Source organism: Nocardia sp. NPDC127526 (genome assembly GCF_042672265.1).
GTDB lineage: Bacteria > Actinomycetota > Actinomycetes > Mycobacteriales > Mycobacteriaceae > Nocardia.
This window is the reverse complement of the sequence record NZ_JBHXVO010000008.1, coordinates 77,178-96,744: the sequence shown is the minus strand read 5'-3', so window position 1 is coordinate 96,744 and position 19,567 is coordinate 77,178. Positions and strand designations below refer to the sequence as shown.

The window sequence follows — 19,567 nt, the reverse complement described above, 5'->3', positions numbered from 1 at the left end:
GTCAACTGTAGTTCCAGGACCGTTAGTGAGCAGCGTGAACGAAAGTCCCACAAACCGGGGTCTTACTCGTTGACCAGCCGCAATCCGGGGCTGCGGGCCTGCCGGCGGTCCACCAGCCACACCATGATGCTCTGGTCGGCGGCCGGATCGAGGGTCTCGACCTCCACCTCGACCGCCCCGCGCACCGGATGATCGATGTGCAGGACCACCGACCGGGTGAGCGTCACGCGGTGTTCGCGCCAGCGGCATTCGAACTCGGGGAACCGCTGCAGTTGCCGGATGCGGGCGTCCAGGTTCTGGTCGTCGGAGAACCGGGCATAGGAGGCGCGCAGGGCGGAGGTGATCAGGTCGGCGGCCTCGGCCCAGTTGGTGATCCGGCGGGTCGCCTCCGGATGCGCGAACAGGTAGAGCGCGAAGTTGCCGTGCACCGCCTCGTCGAACATGCCGAGCGGTTCGGCGAAGTCCCGCCAGGACGGATTCCAGGCCAGCATGTCCATGCCCCGCCCGAGCAGGTACGCCGGGGTGGGGTGCAGGGCGTCGATGACGGCCTGCATGGTCTCGCTGACCTGTTCGCGGGCCTGCCCGGCGGAGGGGCAGTTGTTGCGCTGCTCCATGTGGATGGCCAGCGTGCCGAGGTGATGCCGCTCGACCTCGTTGAGTCGCAACGCATCCGCGAGCGCGCCCAGGACCGCGGTGGAGGGATTGGTGTCCCGGCCCTGCTCGAGCCGTGCCAGATAGTCGGCGCTCACCCCGGCCAGCGCGGCGACCTCCTCGCGGCGCAGTCCGGGTGTCCGCCGCCGGCGGCCCGCGGGCAGCCCGACGTCCTCGGGTTGCAGCTGCGCGCGCCGGGCGATCAGGAACTCGGCGAATTCGGATCTGGACACCCCACCATGGTGCCCGATCCCAGCTCCGTTATCCCCGCCCTGTCAGGTCCAGGATCAAGACGGTGTGGCTAACCGGACCAGGGTCCCCTTGAATTGTCGGCATGACGACTTCCGAACAGACCGTGATCGCCCCCGGCTCCTGGACCCTGGACGCCAACCACTCCTCGGTCAACTTCACCGTCCGCCACCTGGGCATTTCCAAGGTTCGCGGCCGTTTCAACAACTTCGAGACCAGCTTCGTCGCCGACGAGTCCGGTAAGGCCGCCATCGAGGCCACCATCTACCTGGACTCCTTCGACACCGGCAACGAGATGCGCGACGGCCACGTCCGCTCCGCCGAGATCCTCGACACCGCCAACCTCGACAAGCTGCACTTCCGCGTCGTCGAGCCGGTGGCACTGGCCGCCGAGTTCGAGGTCACCGGCGAGGTCACCCTCGGTGACGTCACCAAGCCCATCACCCTCGACGTGGAGTGGGGCGGCGTCCAGGTCTTCCCCGGCGATCAGAAGCAGCACGCCGGCTTCACCGCCACCGGCACCTTCAAGCGCAGCGACTTCAATGTCGCGCCCGGCCTGCCCACCGCCATGCTCGGCGACAAGATCGCCATCGAGCTCGACATCCAGCTCGTGGAACCGACTGCCTGATAACGAATTACGAAGGGGCGGCATCCGAATGGACGCCGCCCCTTCGTGTTCGGTCTCAGTCCGCCCAGACCTGCTCGATCGGGGTGCCCTCGGTCGGCGGCGGGGTCGGCGTCCCGGCCGGGGTGCGGGAGAACCGCGGGGCCGGGGCGTGCTGCACCACGCCGTCGATCTCGATGAGGCCGGTGCGCGCCTGGATGTGCGGATTCTGTTCCGCCTCGGTGAAAGTCAGCACCGGGGTGGTGCAGGCGTCGGTGTGCTCGAAGATGGCCCACCACTCGTCGCGGGTCTTGGTCTTGAACTTGTCGGTGAACAGCTTGCGCAGCTGGTCCTGGCCCGCCGGATCGATCTGATGGGGGAGACCCTCGGGATCGATCTCCAGCCCCCGCAGCAGTTCGGCGTAGAACTGCGGCTCGATGCAGCCGACCGCCATGTACTTGCCGTCGGAGGTCTCATAGGTGTCGTAGAAGGCCATGCCGGTGTCGAGCAGGTTGGTGCCGCGCTCATCGGACCACAGGCCCATGCCCTTCATGCCCCAGATCATGTGCGAGAGGGCGAGCGCCCCATCGATCATGGCGGCATCGATGACCTGCCCCTTGCCGGAGGACTGCCGCTCGACCAGGGCGGCCAGAATGCCGAAGACCAGGAACATGGAGCCGCCGCCGAAATCGCCGACCATGTTCAGCGGCGGGACGGGCCGTTCGCCCTTGCGGCCGATGGCATTCAGCACGCCGGTGAGGGAGATGTAGTTGATGTCGTGCCCGGCGCGGTCGGCCAGCGGGCCGTACTGGCCCCAGCCGGTCATGCGGCCGTAGATCAGGCGCGGATTGCGTTCCAGCGCGGTCTCCGGACCCAGGCCCATGCGCTCGGTGACGCCGGGCCGGAAGCCCTCGAGCAGCACATCCGCCTTCTCGATCAGGCCCAGGACCTGCTCGATGTCCGCCGGATCCTTGAGGTTCGCCTCGACAATGGTGCGCCCGCGCCACTGCGGCCGTTCCATGAAGCCGGGCAGCTGATTCGGCCGCTGCACCCGCACCACGTCCGCGCCGAGATCGGCGAGCAGCAGCGCCGCATGCGGACCCGGTCCGATTCCGGCCAGTTCAACAACCCGGATGCCCGCGAGCGGGCCCTGCTTGGTGGCGGTGGATGGAGTGCTCACGCCCTACCTCGGTTCATCGTCGATCCTGTGACCGGCAGCACGCGCCGGTGTTGACATTGTGACAATAGGGCGTGAGCGGTCGCGCAGGTACCCTCCCCGACCAGTGTGGGCGAGAATGCGTAGCAGCTACCAGCGGAAGGCATCGAAGTGAGCGCATGGGGTGAGGTTCTGGTCGGCCTCGCGATCCTGGTCGGCCTGATCGGCATCGTGGTGCCCATCCTGCCCGGCGTGATTCTGATCTTCGCCGCGATCCTGGTGTGGGCGATCCTCACCGGCGGCACCACCGCCTGGGCGGTATTCGCCATCTGCACAACGCTTCTCGTGATCAGCGGCGTCATCAAGTACACCTGGCCGGGCGCGAAACTGCGCGAGGCGGGAGTCGCCAACCGCTCGTTGTTCCTGGGCGCGGTGCTCGGCATCATCGGGTTCTTCGTCGTCCCGATCGTCGGCCTGTTCCTGGGATTCGTGCTGGGCGTTTATCTTTCGGAATTCCAGCGGCTGCGCGTGCAGCAGCCCGCCTGGGAGTCCACCAAGCACGCCTTGAAGGGCGTCGGCCTGTCGATGCTCATCGAACTGCTCGGCGCCCTGATCGCCACCGCCGTGTGGGCGTCCGGCGCGGTGGTCGTCTAGTTCTCGATGATCGGCAGCGGAATCGTATCCGGCAGCGGCGGAGGTGGTTTCGGCAGTTCCGAGCGGTGCAGCCGCAGTGTCGGCGACTCCGCGGTGTACAGCGGCCGGGTCGGGGCCGGATCCTCGAAGGGCCGTTCCTTGGCGGGCAGCCGGTAGAACGCGCGCGCATTGTCTTCCAGGACCTTGTGCAGATCCGTGCCGACGGCGTCGGCGATGACCTCGATATCGGTATCGCGGAAGGGCCGCCCGGCGCGGGTGCCGGGCAGGTCGGAGCCGAACATGAGCGCTTCCGGATTGACCGCGTGAATCTTGCGCAGCGCCTGCCCCACATGCATCGACACCCGGCCGAAGCCGGAGGCCTTCACCTTGGAGCCGCGGTCCACCAGGTTCAGCAGATACGGCAGGCAGTCGTCGCTCATGCCCATGTGATCGATGGCCAGCGTGGGCAGCTTGGAGATGACCGGTTCCAGCGAGCCCAGCATGGACCCGTCGATGTACAGCTCCACATGCCAGCCGACCAGGTCGTAGGCGCGCAGCGCGAGCATAGTGAGCCCGACGATGTCGAGGGCCGCGCGCTTGAGGTTGAACCGGACCGCGCGCACGCCGGCCCGGTCCAGTTCGATGATCTCCGCGTCGGAGGCGTCCACGTGCAGGTTGGTGACGCCCACCCAGCCCTCGCCCAGTTCGGCGAGGGCCGCGCGCAGATAGCTCTGATCGGTGCCCTGGAAGGACCCGCTGACCACGGCCCCGCCGTCGATATCGAAGCGCGCCATGCGCGCGCGATAGTCGCCGATGGTGTACGGGTCGGGCAGGTAGCCTTCGTTTTCGATCAGCGGGAACCGCGGATCGATGATGTGGACATGGGCATCGAACACGTGATCAGCATGCCTCAGAACGGTGACAAGTGCCGAAGCCCTTGTCCACCTGGCTTATTGGGCCAGGTCAGGGGATGGACTAGTGGCCGACCTTGTCCGGCTCGCTGGCGCGCAGCATGTCCTCGCGCTCCACGACCTTCACCCGCTCGCGGCCTTCGGGCTCGCCGAGGGCGCGCTCGTGCGCGTCCAGGCGGTACCAGCCGGCCCAGGTGGTGAACGGAATGCCCTTGGCCTCCAGGAACTCGGTCACGGCCTCCGGCTCCGGCTTGGCGGCCGGGGTGAAGGTCGGGGCGTCGTCGAGCAGGCAGGCGATGGTCTCGTTGGCGTCGCCCTTGGTGTGGCCGATGAGGCCGACCGGGCCGCGCTTGATCCAGCCGGTGACGTAGGTCTGCGGCAGGTAGCGCTCGGCGCCGTCGGCGTCCTCGTTCACCAGCACGCGACCGGCCTCGTTGGGCACGGTGCCGGCCTGGTCGTCGAACGGCAGCGACGGGATGTTCTGCGACAGGTAGCCGACCGCGCGGTACACGGCCTGGATGTCCCAGTCTTTGAACTCGCCGGTGCCCTTGCAGTTGCCGGTGCCGTCGAGTTGGGTGCGCTCGGTGCGCAGGCCCACGACCTTGCCGTCCGCACCGAGGATTTCGGCGGGGGATTCGAAGAAGTGCAGGAACAGCTTGTGCGGGCGGGCGCCGACATCGCGAATGGCCCACTGCTCCAAGGTGTTGCAGATCATGTCGACCTGCTTGGAATGGCGGCGGGCCGCTTCCGAGCCCTCGTCGTAGTCGATGTCCTCGGGATCGACGATGACCTCGATGGTCGGCGAATGATCCAGCTCGCGCAGCTCGAGCGGGGTGAACTTGGCCTGCGCGGGACCGCGGCGGCCGAACACGTGCACTTCCAGGGCCTTGTTGGCCTTGAGACCCTCGTAGACGTTCGGCGGGATCTCGGTCGGCAGCAGTTCGTCGCCGGTCTTGGCGAGCACGCGCGCCACGTCGAGGGCGACATTGCCGACGCCGAGGACCGCGACCTTCTCCGCGTCCAGCGGCCAGGTGCGCGGCACGTCCGGGTGCCCGTCGTACCAGGACACGAAGTCGGCGGCGCCGTAGGAGCCGTCCAGCTCGATGCCCGGGATCTCCAGGGCGCGGTCGGCATTGGCGCCGGTGGAGAAGATGACCGCGTCGTAGAAGCCCTGCAGGTCCTCGAGGGTGATGTCGACGCCGTAGTCGATATTGCCGAGCAGGCGGACCTGCGGCTTGTCGAGCACCTTGTGCAGGGCGGTGATGATGCCCTTGATGCGCGGGTGGTCGGGTGCGACGCCGTAGCGGATGAGACCGAACGGAGCGGGCATCCGCTCGTACAGGTCGATGCTCACCTCGGCGTCGGATTTCATCAACGCGTCGGCGGCATAGATGCCCGCGGGGCCGGCGCCCACGATCGCAATGCGGAGCGGGCGGGTCGCTGCACTCTGTTCGGTCATTCTTATGCGCACCCTTTGGTTGGAGCTACGTGTCGTCGGCCTGCGGCCTTCGTTCTTAGCTTAGGCTAAGTTGATGGTCCGGCTGCGGGCGGTGCCGGGATAGGAACCCCCGACGCTGCGGCGTTGCTGCATGGTTCTCGGTAATTCCCGCATTTTTGCGGGAATTGTGCCGATTCTAATCGTGCGTCTGGATTGTCCCCCGCGTCGGTGTGCTGGATCCCGGCGGCCCCTCATCCTCACGAGTACCCGGTGTCGCGGTCATCGCACCCATTCCGACCAGGCATGATCTAGTCATGAGCGATGACGGCCAATCCGATCAGCCAATTAAAATCAGCCAGAGCGAAACTCGTTCACTGTGGCCGTTCCTGCTGGCTGCGGGCGTAATCCTGGTCGTCATCATCGGCATCGTGGTCGCTGCCCTGGTGTCGCCGGTTGAGAAGAATGTCACAGACTCCGACCGGCTCGCGGTGGCCGCCAGCGCCTTCACCCAATCCCGCAGCGGCACCGACGTCCTGGATCCGAATACGGTGTGCCAGGGCTTCGACGAGAACCGCTCACCCCTGAGCAACCCTCGTGACGAGGGCGTCCAGTTCGAATTCGTGCGGCTCACCGACCCCGTGATCACCGGTGATCGCGCCACCGCGCAGGTCACCTACAAGGCCGACGGCGCCGAACGGACGGCGACCTGGACCTTCACCAAATCCGGCAGCCGCTGGCTGGTCTGCAACTGAACGTTTGACAGCCGGGCTCCGGCCCAGGCACTCTCATCCCAGGTCATGAGTACCAGCGCCAAGCCCCGGCTGGCTGGTCGGCAACCCTCCTCCGCGGTGGGGTGCTCCGGGTGACGACCTGGCCGCGCACCGGAAAAATGGTGCGGCAAGTGCGGATTCACAGGAGGTTCGAAGTGAGCTACGCGGGTGACATCACGCCGAAACAGGCGTGGGAACTGTTGCGGGACAATCCGGATGCGGTGCTGGTGGACGTGCGCACCGAAGCCGAATGGCGATTCGTCGGCGTGCCCGACACCAGCGGTATCGGCCGGCCGACCGCGCTGATCGAGTGGGTGGACACCAGCGGCACCCCGAATGCCCGTTTCGTGGACCAGCTGAAGCAGGCCCTCGCGGATCGTGCCGCCGAGTCGGACGCGCCGGTCATCTTCATCTGCCGGTCCGGTCAGCGGTCCATCGGCGCGGCCACCGCCGCCACCGCCGTCGGCTTCGCGCCGTCGTTCAATGTGGTCGAGGGTTTCGAAGGCGCGCTGGACGCGCGCGGGCATCGCGGCCAGACCGGCTGGCGGGCCGATGGACTTCCGTGGAGGCAGTCATGATCACCGGTGGCTCGTTCGACAAGCCGCTGCCCGAGGGCGTCGGCCCCGCCACCCTGGGCGTGCGCGGCGGCATCCGGCGCTCCGGCTACGACGAGACGTCCGAGGCGCTGTTCCTGAACTCGGGCTTCGTCTATGAGAGCGCCGAGGCGGCGGAGGCCTCCTTCACCGGCGATATCGAGCATTTCGTCTACTCCCGCTACGGCAATCCCACCGTCGCCATGTTCGAGGAGCGGCTGCGGCTCATCGACGGCGCCGAGGCGGCCTTCGCCACGGCGTCGGGCATGTCGGCCGTGTTCACCGCCCTGGGCGCCCTGCTCGGCGCGGGTGACCGCCTGGTCGCGGCGCGCAGCCTGTTCGGCTCGTGTTTTGTGGTGGCCAACGAGATTCTGCCGCGCTGGGGAGTGGAGACCGTCTTCGTCGACGGCGAGGATCTGGAGCAGTGGGAGCGGGCGCTGTCGGTGCCCACCCAGGCCGTGTTCTTCGAGACCCCCTCGAACCCCATGCAGACCCTGGTGGATGTCCGCCGCGTCACCGAGCTCGCGCACGCCGCGGGCGCGAAGGTGGTGCTGGACAATGTCTTCGCCACCCCGCTGCTGCAGCGCGGCTTCGACCTCGGCGCGGACGTGCTCGTCTACTCGGGCACCAAGCACATCGACGGTCAGGGCCGGGTGCTCGGCGGCGCCATTCTGGGCCCGCACGACTACATCGACGGCCCGGTGAAAAACCTCATGCGCCACACGGGTCCGGCGCTGAGCCCGTTCAATGCCTGGACGCTGCTCAAGGGCCTGGAGACCATGCCGCTGCGGGTGCGGCAGTCCAATGCCTCCGCCCTGCGCATTGCCGAATTCCTGGAGCAGCATCCGGCGGTCTCCTGGGTGAAATACCCCTTCCTGCCCTCCCATCCGCAGTACGAGCTGGCCAAGAGCCAGATGTCGGGCGGCGGCACGGTCGTCACTTTCGAACTGGCAGCACCCGCGGACGAGGCCAAGAAGCGCGCCTTCGAGGTGCTCAACCGCCTGCGCATCATCGATATCTCCAACAATCTCGGTGATGCCAAGACCCTGATCACCCATCCGGCCACCACGACGCACCGCGCGATGGGGCCGGAAGGCCGTGCCAGCATCGGCCTTTCGGATGGCGTCGTGCGCATCTCGATCGGCCTGGAGGATGTCGAGGATCTGCTCGGCGATCTGGATCACGCACTGAGCTGAGTGTTTCGCCGTGAGGCCGGAACCGTCTATCGACGGTTCCGGCCTTCGTCGTTTTCCGGGACGCGGTCCATTGACAGCGTGCTGTCAAATATGACAGGATACTGTCATGACGATGAAGACAGTGCACCTGGCCATCTACGACACCTTCTCCGACTGGGAGACCGGCCACGCCACCGCGCACATCAATCGCGCGATGTGGCAGCGGGAACCCGGGACCTGGCAGGTCAAGACGGTCGGGCCGACTGCGGAGCCGGTCGTGTCGGCCGGTGGCATGCGGGTCGTGCCGGACGTCGTGCTCGCCGATCTCGCGCCGGGGGACAGCGCCATGCTGATCCTGCCCGGCGCTGATACCTGGGAGGCCGGTGAGCTCGCGCCGTTCGCGGAGAAGGCGCGTGAATTCCTCGCGGCGGGCGTGCCGGTGGCCGCCATCTGCGGGTCGACCTTCGGGCTCGCGGCGGCGGGCCTGCTCGATAGTCGCCCGCACACCAGCAATGCGGCGGAATACCTTGCGTTCAGCGGATATTCGGGCGGTGACCACTTCGTGTACGAACCCGCCGTGCTCGACGGTGATCTGATCACCGCCAGCGGTACCAAGCCGGTTGATTTCGCGCGGGCCATTTTCGCGCGGCTCGGCGTCTACGAACCGCACATTCTCGACGCGTGGACCAAGCTCTACGCCGACAGCGATCCGGCCGGATTCTTCGCCCTCGCCGAGTACGAGGAGAAGCGGGCGGCCGAGCAGGCGGCGCGGTGAACACCGACCAAGAGCTGTTCAGCACGGCGGCGATCACGTCGTTCCGGCTCAATGGCCAATTCCTCGCCATCGCAGAGGAATTGGCCAAGCCGGCCGGCATTACGGCGGCCTGGTGGCAGGTGCTCGGTGCGGTGCTGCACGAGCCGCTGCCGGTGGCCGGGGTCGCGCGGGCGATGGGCATTACCCGGCAGAGCGTGCAGCGCATCGCGGATCTGCTGGTGGACAAGGGTTTGGCCGAGTACCGGCCGAATCCGGCGCATCGGCGCGCCAAGCTCGTGGCCATCACCGAGGCCGGTCACGAGGCGCTGCGGCGGATCGAGCCGCAGCACGCCAAGATGGCGGCCCGGTTGACGGCCGAACTCGGCGTGGAACGGCTGGCGCAGATCGTCGACGGTCTGACCGAGCTGTCCGCCGCACTCGACGCCTTGGCGGAACTCGGCGAACAGTCCGCCTGAGCGCCTGCTCGAAAGCTCTCCCCGTCATTCCGGCGTGCTTTGGCCGGAATCTCTCTCCCCCCGCGTGGTGGATCCCGGCCACAAGCACGCCGGGATGACGAGTGGGACCCGCCGGGATGACGAGTGGGACTTCTGTCCGCACGCTTGGTCGCCGATGACGGGTGTTCAGGCCGCGAACGGGTCCTTGGTGTGGCCGACCAGGTCGGCGACCGACTTCAGGATGCTGGTCGGGCGGTACGGGTACTGCTCGACCGTGGACTGGGTGGAGATGCCGGTGGTCACCAGGATGGTGCGCATTCCGGCTTCGAGGCCGGAGATCACATCGGTGTCCATGCGATCGCCGATCATGACGCTGGACTGCGAGTGCCCGCCGATGCGCCGCAGCGCCGACCGCATCATGAGCGGATTCGGCTTGCCCACGTAGTACGGCTCCTTGCCGGTGGCCCGGGTGATGAGCGCGGCCACCGAACCCGTGGCGGGCAGGATGCCCTCGCGGGAGGGCCCGGTGACGTCGGGATTGGTGGCGATGAAGCGCGCACCCGCCGCGATCAGGCGGATGGCGGTGGTGATGGCCTCGAAGGAGTAGGTGCGGGTCTCGCCCAGCACCACGTACTCCGGATCGCTGTCGGTGAGCACGTAGCCGACCTCGTGCAGGGCGGTGGTGAGGCCGGATTCGCCCACCACGTAAGCGGTTCCATTGGGCCGCTGTTCCTTGAGGAAGGTCGCGGTGGCCAGTGCGGAGGTCCAGATGGACTCGACCGGGATGTCGAGGCCGGTGTGCCGCAGCCGCGCCTGCAGATCGCGCGCGGTGTAGATCGAGTTGTTGGTGAGCACCAGGAACGGAATCTCGTTGTCGCGGAGCTCGGCCAGGAACTGATCGGCTCCCGGGATCATGTGGTTCTCGTGCACCAGGACGCCGTCCATGTCGGTCAGGTACGAGAGGATCGGTTCATCGGTGGAGGTCACACCGCCGAGTCTAATTAGCGTCCGGTTTGCCCGGGCTCGGATGGCCCAGCTGCCGGTGCGACCCCTGACACACCCCCGCCCGGAGCTGACTATCGTCGAGGACGAGCGGGAGATCAGCCCGCACAACTAGCGCAGCAAGGCGACAGGAGTGGCGCAGGTGAAGAACCTCAAGCTCGGATACAAGGCGTCGGCGGAACAGTTCGGTCCCCGCGAACTGGTGGAGATCGCGGTGGCGGCCGAGGAGCACGGCCTGGACAGCGCGACCGTGAGCGATCACTTCCAGCCCTGGCGGCACAATGGCGGGCACGCGCCCTTCTCACTGGCGTGGATGGCGGCGGTGGGCGAGCGCACCGAGCGCATTCAGCTCGGCACCTCGGTGCTGACGCCGACCTTCCGCTACAACCCGGCGGTCATCGCGCAGGCCTTCGCCACCATGGGCTGCCTGTACCCGGATCGCATCATGCTGGGTGTGGGCAGCGGTGAGGCGCTGAACGAGATCGCCACCGGCTTCCAGGGCGAATGGCCGGAATTCAAGGAGCGTTTCGCGCGACTGCGCGAGTCGGTGGAGCTCATGCGGGCGCTGTGGACCGGTGACCGGGTGGACTTCGACGGGCAGTACTACAAGACCGTCGGCGCCTCCATCTACGACGTGCCCAAGGGCGGCATCCCGGTCTACATCGCGGCGGGCGGCCCGCTGGTGGCCCGGTACGCGGGGCGCGCGGGCGACGGTTTCATCTGCACCTCCGGCAAGGGCATGGACCTCTACACCGAGAAGCTCATGCCGGCGGTGGCCGAGGGCGCGGCCAAGGCCGGGCGGACGGTGGAGGACATCGATCGGATGATCGAGATCAAGATCTCCTACGACACCGATCCCGAACTGGCGCTGGAGAACACGCGCTTCTGGGCGCCGCTGTCGCTGACCGCCGAGCAGAAGCACTCCATTACCGACCCCATCGAGATGGAGGCCGCCGCCGACGCGCTGCCCATCGAGCAGATCGCCAAGCGCTGGATCGTGGCCAGCGATCCGGATCAGGCCGTGGAGCTGATCAAGCCGTACCTGGACGCGGGCCTGAACCACCTGGTCTTCCACGCCCCGGGTCACGACCAGATGCGATTCCTCGACCTGTTCAAGCGCGATCTCGCGCCGCGCCTGCGCGCCCTCGCGTAGGCCGCTCCGGATTTCCGCCTGGCTCAGACCTCGGCGAGCTCGACCGGCGACAGCTTCCACTGCCCGCCGCCGGCGAGTTCGAGGCGCTGATTGTGATGCCGGTCCACCGTGCTGCGATGAGCCACGCTCACCAGCACGGTGTCCGGCGCCTCGGTCCGCACCAGGTGGTAGAGCGTGAATTCGAGGCCCTCGTCGACCGCCGAGGTGGCCTCGTCCAGGAAGGCCAGTTTCGGCTGCAGCAGCAGAATGCGCGCAAAGGCGACGCGCTGCTGCTCACCCGGGGAAAGCGTTGACGCCCAGTCGATCACCTCGTCCAGGCGGTCGCTCAGATGCCCGAGGTTGACCTTGACCAGCACCTCGCGCAGCCGTGCCTCGCCGATCTCGCCGGGACCTGCCGGGTAGGTGAGGGCGCTGCGCAGATCCCCGAGCGGGATATAGGGCCGCTGCGACAGGAACAATGTGTCATTGCCGAGCGGTCGTTTCACCCGGCCTTCGGTGTAGGGCCACAGTTCGCCGATACTGCGCAGCAGCGTCGTCTTCCCTACGCCCGAGGGGCCTTTCACCACCAGCGCGTCACCCGACCGCAGCCGCAGCGAGAGATCGGCGATGAGCTCGGTGCCGTCCGGCTTGCTCACCCACACCTGCTCGAGCTCCAAACCCGTTGGAGTGTCCGCTGTTTCGATGGCCGGAAGCTCCCGCCCCTTGCGGTCGGCCTCGCGCAGCCCGTCGAGACGGATGAGGGTGGCGCGGTAGTAGGTGAACGCGTCGTAGGAACTCTGCGGCATGGACAGCGCGCTCTGCACCTGGCTGAATGCGCTGGCGGCCTGCTGCAAATCGCCGATCGTGGTGGTGCCCGCGAAGACACGCGGCCCGAGCAGCAGCACGGTGAAAACATTGGCGGTCTGCTGAGTCACCAGATTCCAGCCGTAGAACTTCAGCAACCGGTACACCCGCGCCCAGGCGTTGTCGATGACCGCGCCGAACCGGTTGTCCAGCTCCTCCCGCTCCTCGCGTTCACCGTGGTAAAAAGCGACGTTCTCGGCGTTCTCCCGCAGCCGCACCAGCGCGAAACGGTAGTCGGCGGTACGCCGCTGGAACCAGAAGTTGAGTTTGATCAAGGGATTCGCGACCCAGAACGCGACCACGGTGGCGAACGCGATCCACAGGAAGGCCGCGAACACCAGCGCCCGGGGGATCGTCGTGCCGAGGACGTCGACCGGACCGGACAATCGCCACAGGATCGGTGTGAAGGACACCAGCGAGAGCCCGCTGCCGATCACGCCATTGCCGCTGATCTGGTACGGGCCGACATTGCCGCCGAAACAGAGCGCGTAGGACCCGTCCACGAAATCCTTCACATCCTGCTGGATGCGCTGATCGGCATTGTCGATGGTCTTGTCGATGAACCGGCTGCGGTAGTACGCCTTCCCGCTCATCCAGTCGTCGAGATAACGCGTGTTCAGCCATTGCCACCAATGAATTTGGAAGGCCTGCTGCAGGTAGTAGGCGACCACGCCCATGACGACGATGATGGTGGCCAGCACGCCGAACACCGCGAGGGCGTGCCAGAACAATGCCTTGGCGGGGGCAGTCGACTTTCCTTCCGCGAGCGCCTGCACGCCCCGCTGCAGCGAGGTGTACAGATCGTTGTAGAAGTAGGTCATCAATACCGTCATCCGCACGCTGTACACGGTGAGCAGCAGCACGACCGCGAACAGTCCCCAGGCCGGCCAGCTCTGCCGCCCGGTGAAGTACCCGCCGCCGATCCGCCAGAACATGCGCCCCCACTCGGTGAACCGCACGATGGCGGCGGCGCCGAGAAGGAAGACGATCGCGGTGATGACGAAGGCTTTCGCGATCCAGAACAGGCTGTGAAACGTTTCGTGTCCCCAGTCGAGACCGGAAGCGCCGACCATGCCGCGGAGCCTATCGGCAAACGATCAGCACGCTGTGGCACAGCGCACGTGTCGCCTGGTCCACAGCGAATCGGCACATAACGGTCGGTAGGCTTTGCGGCTATGGCTGCCCACACGGTTTCCAGTGTGTACATCGCGTCCCCCGAGGGTGACACCGGCAAGTCGACGGTGGCGCTCGGCGTGCTCCAGGCACTGGCCGCCACCACGCCGCGCGTGGGCGTGTTCCGGCCCATCACGCGGTCGGCCACCGGCCGCGACTACATCCTGGAATTGCTGCTCGAGCACTCCACCGCCGATGTGGACTACGACGACGCCGTGGGCGTCACCTATGAGCAGGTGCACGCCGATCCGGACGCCGCCATCAGCGAGATCGTCATGCGCTATCACGCCATGGCCAAGCACTGCGATGCCGTGCTCATCGTCGGCAGCGACTACACCGATGTGGCCAGCCCCAGCGAGCTGCGCTACAACGCCCGCATCGCGGTGAACCTGGGCGCGCCGGTGCTGCTGGTGGTCAAGGGCGCGGACCGCAGGCCCGAGGAACTCATCCAGCTGGTCGAGCTGTGCCGCGGCGAGCTGGTGGGCGAGCACGCCAAACTGGTCGCCGTCATCGCCAACCGCTGCGCGCCCGAGCAGATCGACGCCGACAGCGCCGCGCTCGCGCAAGCCGCGCTGGTGCCGTCCTGGACGCTGCCCGAGGTGCCGCTGCTCACCGCGCCCACCATGGAAGAGCTGCGCGAGGCCATCGGCGGCGAAATCTACAGCGGCGACCCGGAACTCATGCAGCGCGAGGCCCTCGACGTGATCATCGGCGGCATGACCACCGAGCACATTCTGGAGCGGCTCACCGACAGCGTCGCCGTCATCGCCCCGGGCGATCGCTCCGACGTGCTGCTGGCGCTGGTGAACGCCCATGAGGCGGAAGGGTTTCCGTCGCTGTCCGGAATCATCATGAACGGCGGCATGAAGCCCGCGCCGTCCATCGCGCGGCTCATCGAGGGCCTCAAGCCCAAGCTGCCCATCCTGGCCACCGACCTGGGCACCTTCGAGACCGCCAAGGCCGCCGCCAACACCCGCGGCCGGGTGTCGCTGTCCAGCATTCGCAAGGTGGACACCGCGCTGGCGCTCATGGAGGAGCGGGTGGACGTGCGAGAACTCTTGCAGCAGATCGAGGTTCCCATCCCGAGCGTGGTGACCCCGCAGATGTTCGAGTATCAGCTCATCGAGCGGGCCCGCGGCGATCGCAAGCGCATCGTGCTGCCCGAGGGCGACGACGACCGCATCCTGCGCGCCGCCGGACGGGTGCTGCAGCGCAAGATCGCCGATCTCACCATCCTCGGCGAGGAGGGCGCCGTGCGCGGCCGCGCCGCCGAACTCGGCGTGGACATCGACGCCGCCGAGGTGCTCGATCCCAAGACCTGTCCGCTGCGCGACGAATTCGCCGAGGAGTACGCGCGGCTGCGCGCCCACAAAGGCATGACGGTGGATCGCGCCCGCGAATTCATGAGCGACATCTCGTATTTCGGCACCATGATGGTGCACATGGGCGTGGCCGACGGCATGGTCTCCGGTGCGGCGCACACCACCGCGCACACCATCCGCCCGTCCTTCGAGATCATCAAGACCACGCCGGGCGTCTCCACGGTGTCGAGCGTGTTCCTCATGTGCCTGGCCGACCGGGTGCTGGTGTACGGCGACTGCGCGGTGGTGCCCGATCCGACCTCCGATCAGCTGGCCGATATCGCCATCTCCTCGGCGACCACCGCGAACCAGTTCGGCATCTCGCCGCGGGTGGCCATGCTGTCCTACTCGACCGGTGAATCCGGGTCCGGCGCGGATGTGGACAAGGTGCGCGCCGCCACCAAGCTGGTGCACGATCGCGCGCCGGAGCTGCTGGTGGAGGGCCCGATTCAGTACGACGCCGCCATCGAGCCCGCGGTGGCGCGCACCAAGCTGCCGGATTCGGCGGTGGCCGGGCAGGCGACGGTGTTCATCTTCCCGGACCTCAATACGGGTAACAACACCTACAAGGCCGTGCAGCGCAGCGCCGGCGCGGTCGCCATCGGCCCGGTCCTGCAGGGTCTGCGCAAGCCGGTCAACGACCTGTCGCGCGGTGCGCTGGTCGCCGACATCGTGAACACCGTGGCGATCACCGCCATTCAGGCCCAGCAGGAGGCGCAGTGAAGGTCCTGGTGATCAATTCCGGGTCGTCGTCCATCAAATACCAGCTGCTGGACGCGGATTCGGCGGCCGTGGTGGCCTCCGGCGTGGTGCAGCGCATCGGGGAACCCGTCGCGAACGGGTCGCCGACCATCGAACACAAAACCGACGGAAAGACTTTCACCCACGACGGCGAGGTGCCCGATCACGCCGCCGGGCTGCGTCTGGTGTTCGAGCTGTTCGCCGAGAGCGGGCACGACCTGGCCGCGGAGGGGCTGGGCGCGGTCGGGCACCGGGTGGTGCACGGCGGCGAGGTGTTCTACGAGCCCACGCTGATCGACGACAAGGTCGTCGAGGCCATCTCGGACCTGTCCGCGCTCGCGCCGCTGCACAATCCGGCCAATGTGGTGGGCATCGAGGGCGCCCGCGCGCTGCTGCCGGATGTGCCGCAGGTGGCGGTCTTCGACACCGCCTTCTTCCACGGGCTGCCGGCCGCCGCCAAGACCTACGCCATCGACGCGGAAGTGGCCGCCGCGCACGGCGTCCGGCGCTACGGCTTCCACGGCACCTCGCACGAATACGTCTCCGGGCAGGTCGCGGAGTTCCTGGGCCGGGACCGCGGCGAGCTGAACCAGATCGTGCTGCACCTGGGCAACGGCGCCTCCGCCTCGGCCGTGCGCGGCGGCAAGGCCGTCGACACCACCATGGGCCTGACACCGCTCGAGGGCCTGGTGATGGGCACCCGCTCCGGTGATCTCGATCCGGGCATCATCTTCCACCTCATCCGCACCGCGGGCATGGACGTGGACGAGGTGGACGCGCTGCTCAATCGCCGCTCCGGCATCAAGGGCCTGTCCGGCGTGAACGACTTCCGCGAACTCGGGCAGCTCATCGAAACCGGTGATGTGGCAGCGCGACTCGCCTTCGAGGTCTACATCCATCGGCTGCGGCGCTATATCGGCGCGTACCTGGTGGAACTGGGGCGGGTGGACGCCATCACCTTCACCGCCGGCGTGGGCGAGAACGATGCCGCGGTGCGCGCGGCGGCGCTGGCGGGGCTGGAGCACTTCGGCATTCGGGTCGACGAGGCCCGCAATACCGCGAAAGACCGCTCCGCCCGCTACATCTCGCCCGAGGGCGCGGAGGTCGCGGTGCTGGTGGTGCCCACCAACGAGGAGCTCGCCATCGCCCGCGCGTCCGCCCGCCTGGTCGGTTGACCTGGGCATATCCGCTTCACGAAAACATCACGATCGATTTGGCACAGTAGTTCTCGGATCCGGTTCCTCCGGTCCACCGGAATCCGTGCCACGAGACGCACCTGCGGTTGGGGTTGAACTCTCCCTCGCCTGCCCCTACCGGCCTGCGGCTGCCCCCGCAGGCCGCCGCAGTCGTGGACATCAGGGATCCCCGGACGCCGGACCCGATCCGGTCCCGCCACCGTTGGCTCAGGCGGGCCGGATCGGGGCTGTGCGGTACGCGGGGGAGTCAGAACCAGGATTTGGCGCGCACCGCATTGGCGAGATCGACCAGGGCGTAGCGGTGGGTCCGGCCCGGCGCCGAGCGCGCCAGCCCGCGCAGGCCGGATTCGATGCCGCGGCGCAGCTCGCGTTCGGTGAACGGCGCGCGGAAGATCCTGACGTCAACGGTTTTCGGGATCTTCCCGGCCTGCAGCCAGCCCAGCGCGGTGCCCAGCACCAGCACCCGCAGCTGCGCCGTGCGGCTCTCCCCGGGCGGCAGCGCCTGCACCCGGGCGGCGGCCACGTGCAGAATCGATTCGTCGAGTTCGTGCACGGGCGCGGAGGTCAGCAGCATCAGCACCGCCGTCATGCGCGCCTCCGCGTAATGCCGGGACGCGGGCGGCACCTCGTCCAGCGCGTGCACCGCGGCGGTGACGTCCCCGCCCGCGGCCAGCTGCCGGGCCAGCCCGAAGGCCGCGCTCACCACGCCGCGATCGGTGCGCCAGACGGTGGCGTAGTACTTCTCGGCGTAGGCGCGCCACTGCTCCGGATCGGCGGAGTCCCATTGCTGCAGAATGAGTTCCGCGGTCGCCGCCAGCGCCAGCTTGGGTGCGATCTCGCCGGGCAGCGCCTGCAGCACGGCGTCGAAGCGCTCGAAGGCGCTCTCGTAATCCTGTTCCAGCAGTTCGGTCATGCCCAGGTACCAGTCGATGCGCCAGTCCGGAACGGCGGGCGCGGCCTCCTCCAGCAGGCGCTGCAAGAGCAGCCGGGCGGCGGCGGGCTCCTCCAGATCGAGGTGGGCGCGCGCCTCGGCCAGGGTGACCTCGAGCTCGAAAGTATCGGGCGCGCCGCCGGGTTCGGCCGCGGCCCGCTGCCGGGCATGCCGCAGTTCGTCCAGGGCGTGCTCGGGCTCCGGATGCGCCGCACCGGCCAGCAGCGGTGCGGACGGGTCGGCCGGATCGACGATGGGGACCGGCAGCGCCGCCATCACCTCGCGCGGGCGCAGCAGGGTGCTGCGCGCGACGCCGTCGATCAGTCCATCGGTCTGGGCCACGTACTCCGCCGTGCCGAAGCTGGTGCGGGGCGGGCTGAAAAGCGTTGACAGCTGCGGATGTTCGGCGCCGGTCTCGGCCGCCAGGATCTCGCGCAGCACGCCGGTGAGCTGGCCGGCGAACAATCGCGCGGTGGGGAAGCGGCGCTCCGGATCCGGATCGGTGGCGCGCAGCAGCAGGCGGTGGTAGAACTCGTGCCGCGCCAGCACCGGCTGCGTCGCCGCATCCGGAATGCCCTCGACGTAAGCGCCCTTCTCCATGGGCATGTCGAGGGTCAGCACGGCCAGGGTGCGGCCCACGGTGTAGATGTCCGAGGCCACGGTCGGCCCGGTCCGGGCGATCTCGGGAGCCTGGAAACCTCTGGTGCCGTACAGATTTCCGTAGGCCTCGAACTGCGCCACCGCGCCCAGGTCGATGAGCTCCACCCGGTCGCTGGTGACCATGATGTTGTCCGGCTTGAGATCGTTGTAGGCCAGCCCCACCGAATGCAGATAGTCCAGCGCCGGAAGCACTTCCAGCACATAGGCGATGGCCTCGGTGACCGGCATCCGCTCGGGTTTGGCGTACTTGTCGAGCATGTCGCGCAGCGAATGCCCGCCCACGTACTCCATGACGATGTACCCGATCGGCTCCCCGTCGGGTCCGGGATGCTCCACGAAGTTGTGGATCTTCACGATGCCGGGATGCACGACCTCCGCGAGGAACTGCCGCTCCGCCACGGCAACAGCCTGCGCCTCCGCGTCACCGGCATGCAAGAGGCCCTTGAGCACCACCCACCGGTCGCTCACATTCCGGTCGATGGCGAGATAGATCCACCCCAGCCCGCCGTGCGCGATGCACCCCTGAATCTCGTACTGCCCCGCCACCCGATCCCCCGGCATGAGCGAAGGCCGGAAATCATAAGGCGCCCCGCACGTCTCACAGGTCCCGGTTGTCGTGGCGGGTGTCGTCGCGGTCGCCCGCCCCACCGGCTTCCCGCACCGCCAGCAGAACCGCCGCCCCTCCTTGACCTCCGGATCCGCCAGCACCGCCCGCTCCGGATCCACCGGCTCCACCGCCGGAATCGGCACCAGCCCCGCCCCCAGCCGCCGCACCGGCGGCCGCGGCCGCGTCAACCGCTGCGTGCGCTGCGACGGCCGCGTCGGCGTCCGCCCATCGCCCTCGGACCCGGACTCCGGCCGCCCGCTACCCGCTCCCCCCGAAACCCCTTGCACCTCATCGGCCGCGGCGCCCTCGTCGCCCTCCGCCACCCGGAGCTCGGCCCGGGTCTCGTCGCCGCCGTCACCACCGCGCACCGTAGCCGCGGTCGCGCCGCCCTCCTCGCCGCGTGCGGTCGCTCGCGTCGCATCACCGCCGTCATCGCCCCGCATGGTCGCGCGCGTGGGTTCCCCGCCGTCGGCGGGTTGGCCGGCGGGGGCGGGATTCTCGGGTTCGGCGG

Annotated in this window: 17 protein-coding genes and 1 riboswitch; of the genes, 10 read left to right on the top strand and 7 right to left on the bottom strand. The window is 68.0% G+C overall.

What is annotated here, in order from left to right:
• Window positions 1-62: 62 nt before the first annotated feature.
• Window positions 63-884, bottom strand: coding sequence for a helix-turn-helix transcriptional regulator (locus ACFVIV_RS16640; protein WP_379197055.1), 822 nt, complete (start codon window positions 882-884; stop codon window positions 63-65).
• A gap of 101 nt (window positions 885-985) precedes the next feature.
• Between ACFVIV_RS16640 and ACFVIV_RS16635 the strand changes: the two genes are divergently transcribed.
• On the top strand, window positions 986-1,528 hold the full coding sequence (locus ACFVIV_RS16635) for a YceI family protein (RefSeq protein ID WP_379197053.1): 543 nt from the start codon (window positions 986-988) through the stop codon (window positions 1,526-1,528).
• Between the two features lie 55 nt (window positions 1,529-1,583).
• Here ACFVIV_RS16635 and ACFVIV_RS16630 read toward each other — a convergent pair whose 3' ends face one another.
• A complete protein-coding gene (locus ACFVIV_RS16630; protein ID WP_379197051.1) occupies window positions 1,584-2,684 on the bottom strand; it encodes a CaiB/BaiF CoA transferase family protein in 1,101 nt (366 codons plus the stop codon).
• A gap of 147 nt (window positions 2,685-2,831) precedes the next feature.
• Here ACFVIV_RS16630 and ACFVIV_RS16625 point away from each other — a divergent pair, with 147 nt between their 5' ends.
• Window positions 2,832-3,314, top strand: coding sequence for a DUF456 domain-containing protein (locus ACFVIV_RS16625; protein ID WP_379197049.1), 483 nt, complete (start codon window positions 2,832-2,834; stop codon window positions 3,312-3,314).
• Here ACFVIV_RS16625 and ACFVIV_RS16620 read toward each other — a convergent pair.
• Both ACFVIV_RS16620 and ACFVIV_RS16615 read right to left on the bottom strand, forming a co-directional pair.
• Window positions 3,311-4,189, bottom strand: coding sequence for an amidohydrolase family protein (locus tag ACFVIV_RS16620; protein ID WP_379197047.1), 879 nt, complete (start codon window positions 4,187-4,189; stop codon window positions 3,311-3,313). The two genes, ACFVIV_RS16625 and ACFVIV_RS16620, sit on opposite strands and share 4 nt — an antisense overlap.
• A gap of 79 nt (window positions 4,190-4,268) precedes the next feature.
• Window positions 4,269-5,663 carry an FAD-dependent oxidoreductase gene (locus ACFVIV_RS16615; protein ID WP_379197045.1) on the bottom strand — a complete coding sequence of 465 codons (1,395 nt, stop codon included), beginning with the start codon at window positions 5,661-5,663 and terminating at the stop codon, window positions 4,269-4,271.
• A gap of 293 nt (window positions 5,664-5,956) precedes the next feature.
• On the opposite strand from ACFVIV_RS16615, the gene ACFVIV_RS16610 reads away from it, so the two are divergent.
• The 5 genes from ACFVIV_RS16610 to ACFVIV_RS16590 all read left to right on the top strand — a co-directional run bounded on the left by ACFVIV_RS16610 (window position 5,957) and on the right by ACFVIV_RS16590 (window position 9,410).
• Window positions 5,957-6,394 carry a hypothetical protein gene (locus ACFVIV_RS16610; RefSeq protein ID WP_379197043.1) on the top strand — a complete coding sequence of 146 codons (438 nt, stop codon included), beginning with the start codon at window positions 5,957-5,959 and terminating at the stop codon, window positions 6,392-6,394.
• A gap of 41 nt (window positions 6,395-6,435) precedes the next feature.
• A riboswitch (SAM riboswitch) is annotated at window positions 6,436-6,552 on the top strand.
• A 15-nt stretch (window positions 6,553-6,567) separates the two neighbouring features.
• Window positions 6,568-6,990, top strand: coding sequence for a rhodanese-like domain-containing protein (locus tag ACFVIV_RS16605; protein ID WP_379197041.1), 423 nt, complete (start codon window positions 6,568-6,570; stop codon window positions 6,988-6,990).
• A complete protein-coding gene (locus tag ACFVIV_RS16600) occupies window positions 6,987-8,201 on the top strand; it encodes an O-succinylhomoserine sulfhydrylase (protein ID WP_379197039.1) in 1,215 nt (404 codons plus the stop codon). Before ACFVIV_RS16605 ends, ACFVIV_RS16600 begins: the two co-directional genes overlap by 4 nt.
• A 112-nt stretch (window positions 8,202-8,313) precedes the next feature.
• A complete protein-coding gene (locus ACFVIV_RS16595) occupies window positions 8,314-8,955 on the top strand; it encodes a type 1 glutamine amidotransferase family protein (protein WP_379197435.1) in 642 nt (213 codons plus the stop codon).
• The gene (locus ACFVIV_RS16590) at window positions 8,952-9,410 is read left to right on the top strand and encodes a MarR family winged helix-turn-helix transcriptional regulator (protein ID WP_379197037.1); all 459 of its coding nucleotides are present in this window, start codon (window positions 8,952-8,954) and stop codon (window positions 9,408-9,410) included. The genes ACFVIV_RS16595 and ACFVIV_RS16590 overlap by 4 nt, the downstream gene beginning before the upstream one ends.
• A 165-nt stretch (window positions 9,411-9,575) precedes the next feature.
• On the opposite strand, the gene ACFVIV_RS16585 is transcribed toward ACFVIV_RS16590, so the two are convergent.
• Window positions 9,576-10,376: an HAD-IIA family hydrolase gene (locus tag ACFVIV_RS16585; RefSeq protein WP_379197035.1), complete on the bottom strand. Its 801-nt coding sequence runs from the start codon at window positions 10,374-10,376 to the stop codon at window positions 9,576-9,578.
• Window positions 10,377-10,533: 157 nt separating this feature from the next.
• On the opposite strand from ACFVIV_RS16585, the gene fgd reads away from it, so the two are divergent.
• On the top strand, window positions 10,534-11,544 hold the full coding sequence (gene fgd / locus ACFVIV_RS16580) for a glucose-6-phosphate dehydrogenase (coenzyme-F420) (protein ID WP_379197033.1): 1,011 nt from the start codon (window positions 10,534-10,536) through the stop codon (window positions 11,542-11,544).
• 23 nt (window positions 11,545-11,567) lie between these two features.
• Here fgd and ACFVIV_RS16575 read toward each other — a convergent pair whose 3' ends face one another.
• Window positions 11,568-13,460 (bottom strand): ABC transporter ATP-binding protein/permease, encoded by a 1,893-nt coding sequence (locus ACFVIV_RS16575; RefSeq protein ID WP_379197031.1) that lies wholly within the window; start codon window positions 13,458-13,460, stop codon window positions 11,568-11,570.
• A gap of 102 nt (window positions 13,461-13,562) precedes the next feature.
• Here ACFVIV_RS16575 and pta point away from each other — a divergent pair, with 102 nt between their 5' ends.
• Together pta and ACFVIV_RS16565 are read left to right on the top strand one after the other, a co-directional pair.
• Window positions 13,563-15,644, top strand: coding sequence for a phosphate acetyltransferase (gene pta / locus ACFVIV_RS16570; RefSeq protein ID WP_379197029.1), 2,082 nt, complete (start codon window positions 13,563-13,565; stop codon window positions 15,642-15,644).
• Entirely contained in the window at window positions 15,641-16,837 is a 1,197-nt protein-coding gene (locus ACFVIV_RS16565) for an acetate kinase (protein ID WP_379197027.1), read from the top strand. The genes pta and ACFVIV_RS16565 overlap by 4 nt, the downstream gene beginning before the upstream one ends.
• Window positions 16,838-17,105: 268 nt before the next feature.
• Here the strand turns inward: ACFVIV_RS16565 and ACFVIV_RS16560 are convergent, their stop codons facing one another.
• Window positions 17,106-19,499, bottom strand: a complete 2,394-nt coding sequence (locus tag ACFVIV_RS16560) for a tetratricopeptide repeat protein (protein WP_379197433.1) — start codon at window positions 19,497-19,499, stop codon at window positions 17,106-17,108.
• Window positions 19,500-19,567: the final 68 nt, after the last annotated feature.

Coding starts and splice junctions, on each gene's coding strand:
- ACFVIV_RS16600 (WP_379197039.1), top strand. CDS start 6,987: ATGATCACCGGTGGCTCGTTCGACAAGCCGCTGCCCGAGGGCGTCGGC.
- ACFVIV_RS16610 (WP_379197043.1), top strand. CDS start 5,957: ATGAGCGATGACGGCCAATCCGATCAGCCAATTAAAATCAGCCAGAGC.
- ACFVIV_RS16560 (WP_379197433.1), bottom strand. CDS start 19,499: ATGCGGGGCGATGACGGCGGTGATGCGACGCGAGCGACCGCACGCGGC.
- ACFVIV_RS16595 (WP_379197435.1), top strand. CDS start 8,314: ATGAAGACAGTGCACCTGGCCATCTACGACACCTTCTCCGACTGGGAG.
- ACFVIV_RS16615 (WP_379197045.1), bottom strand. CDS start 5,663: ATGACCGAACAGAGTGCAGCGACCCGCCCGCTCCGCATTGCGATCGTG.
- ACFVIV_RS16635 (WP_379197053.1), top strand. CDS start 986: ATGACGACTTCCGAACAGACCGTGATCGCCCCCGGCTCCTGGACCCTG.
- pta (WP_379197029.1), top strand. CDS start 13,563: ATGGCTGCCCACACGGTTTCCAGTGTGTACATCGCGTCCCCCGAGGGT.
- ACFVIV_RS16575 (WP_379197031.1), bottom strand. CDS start 13,460: ATGGTCGGCGCTTCCGGTCTCGACTGGGGACACGAAACGTTTCACAGC.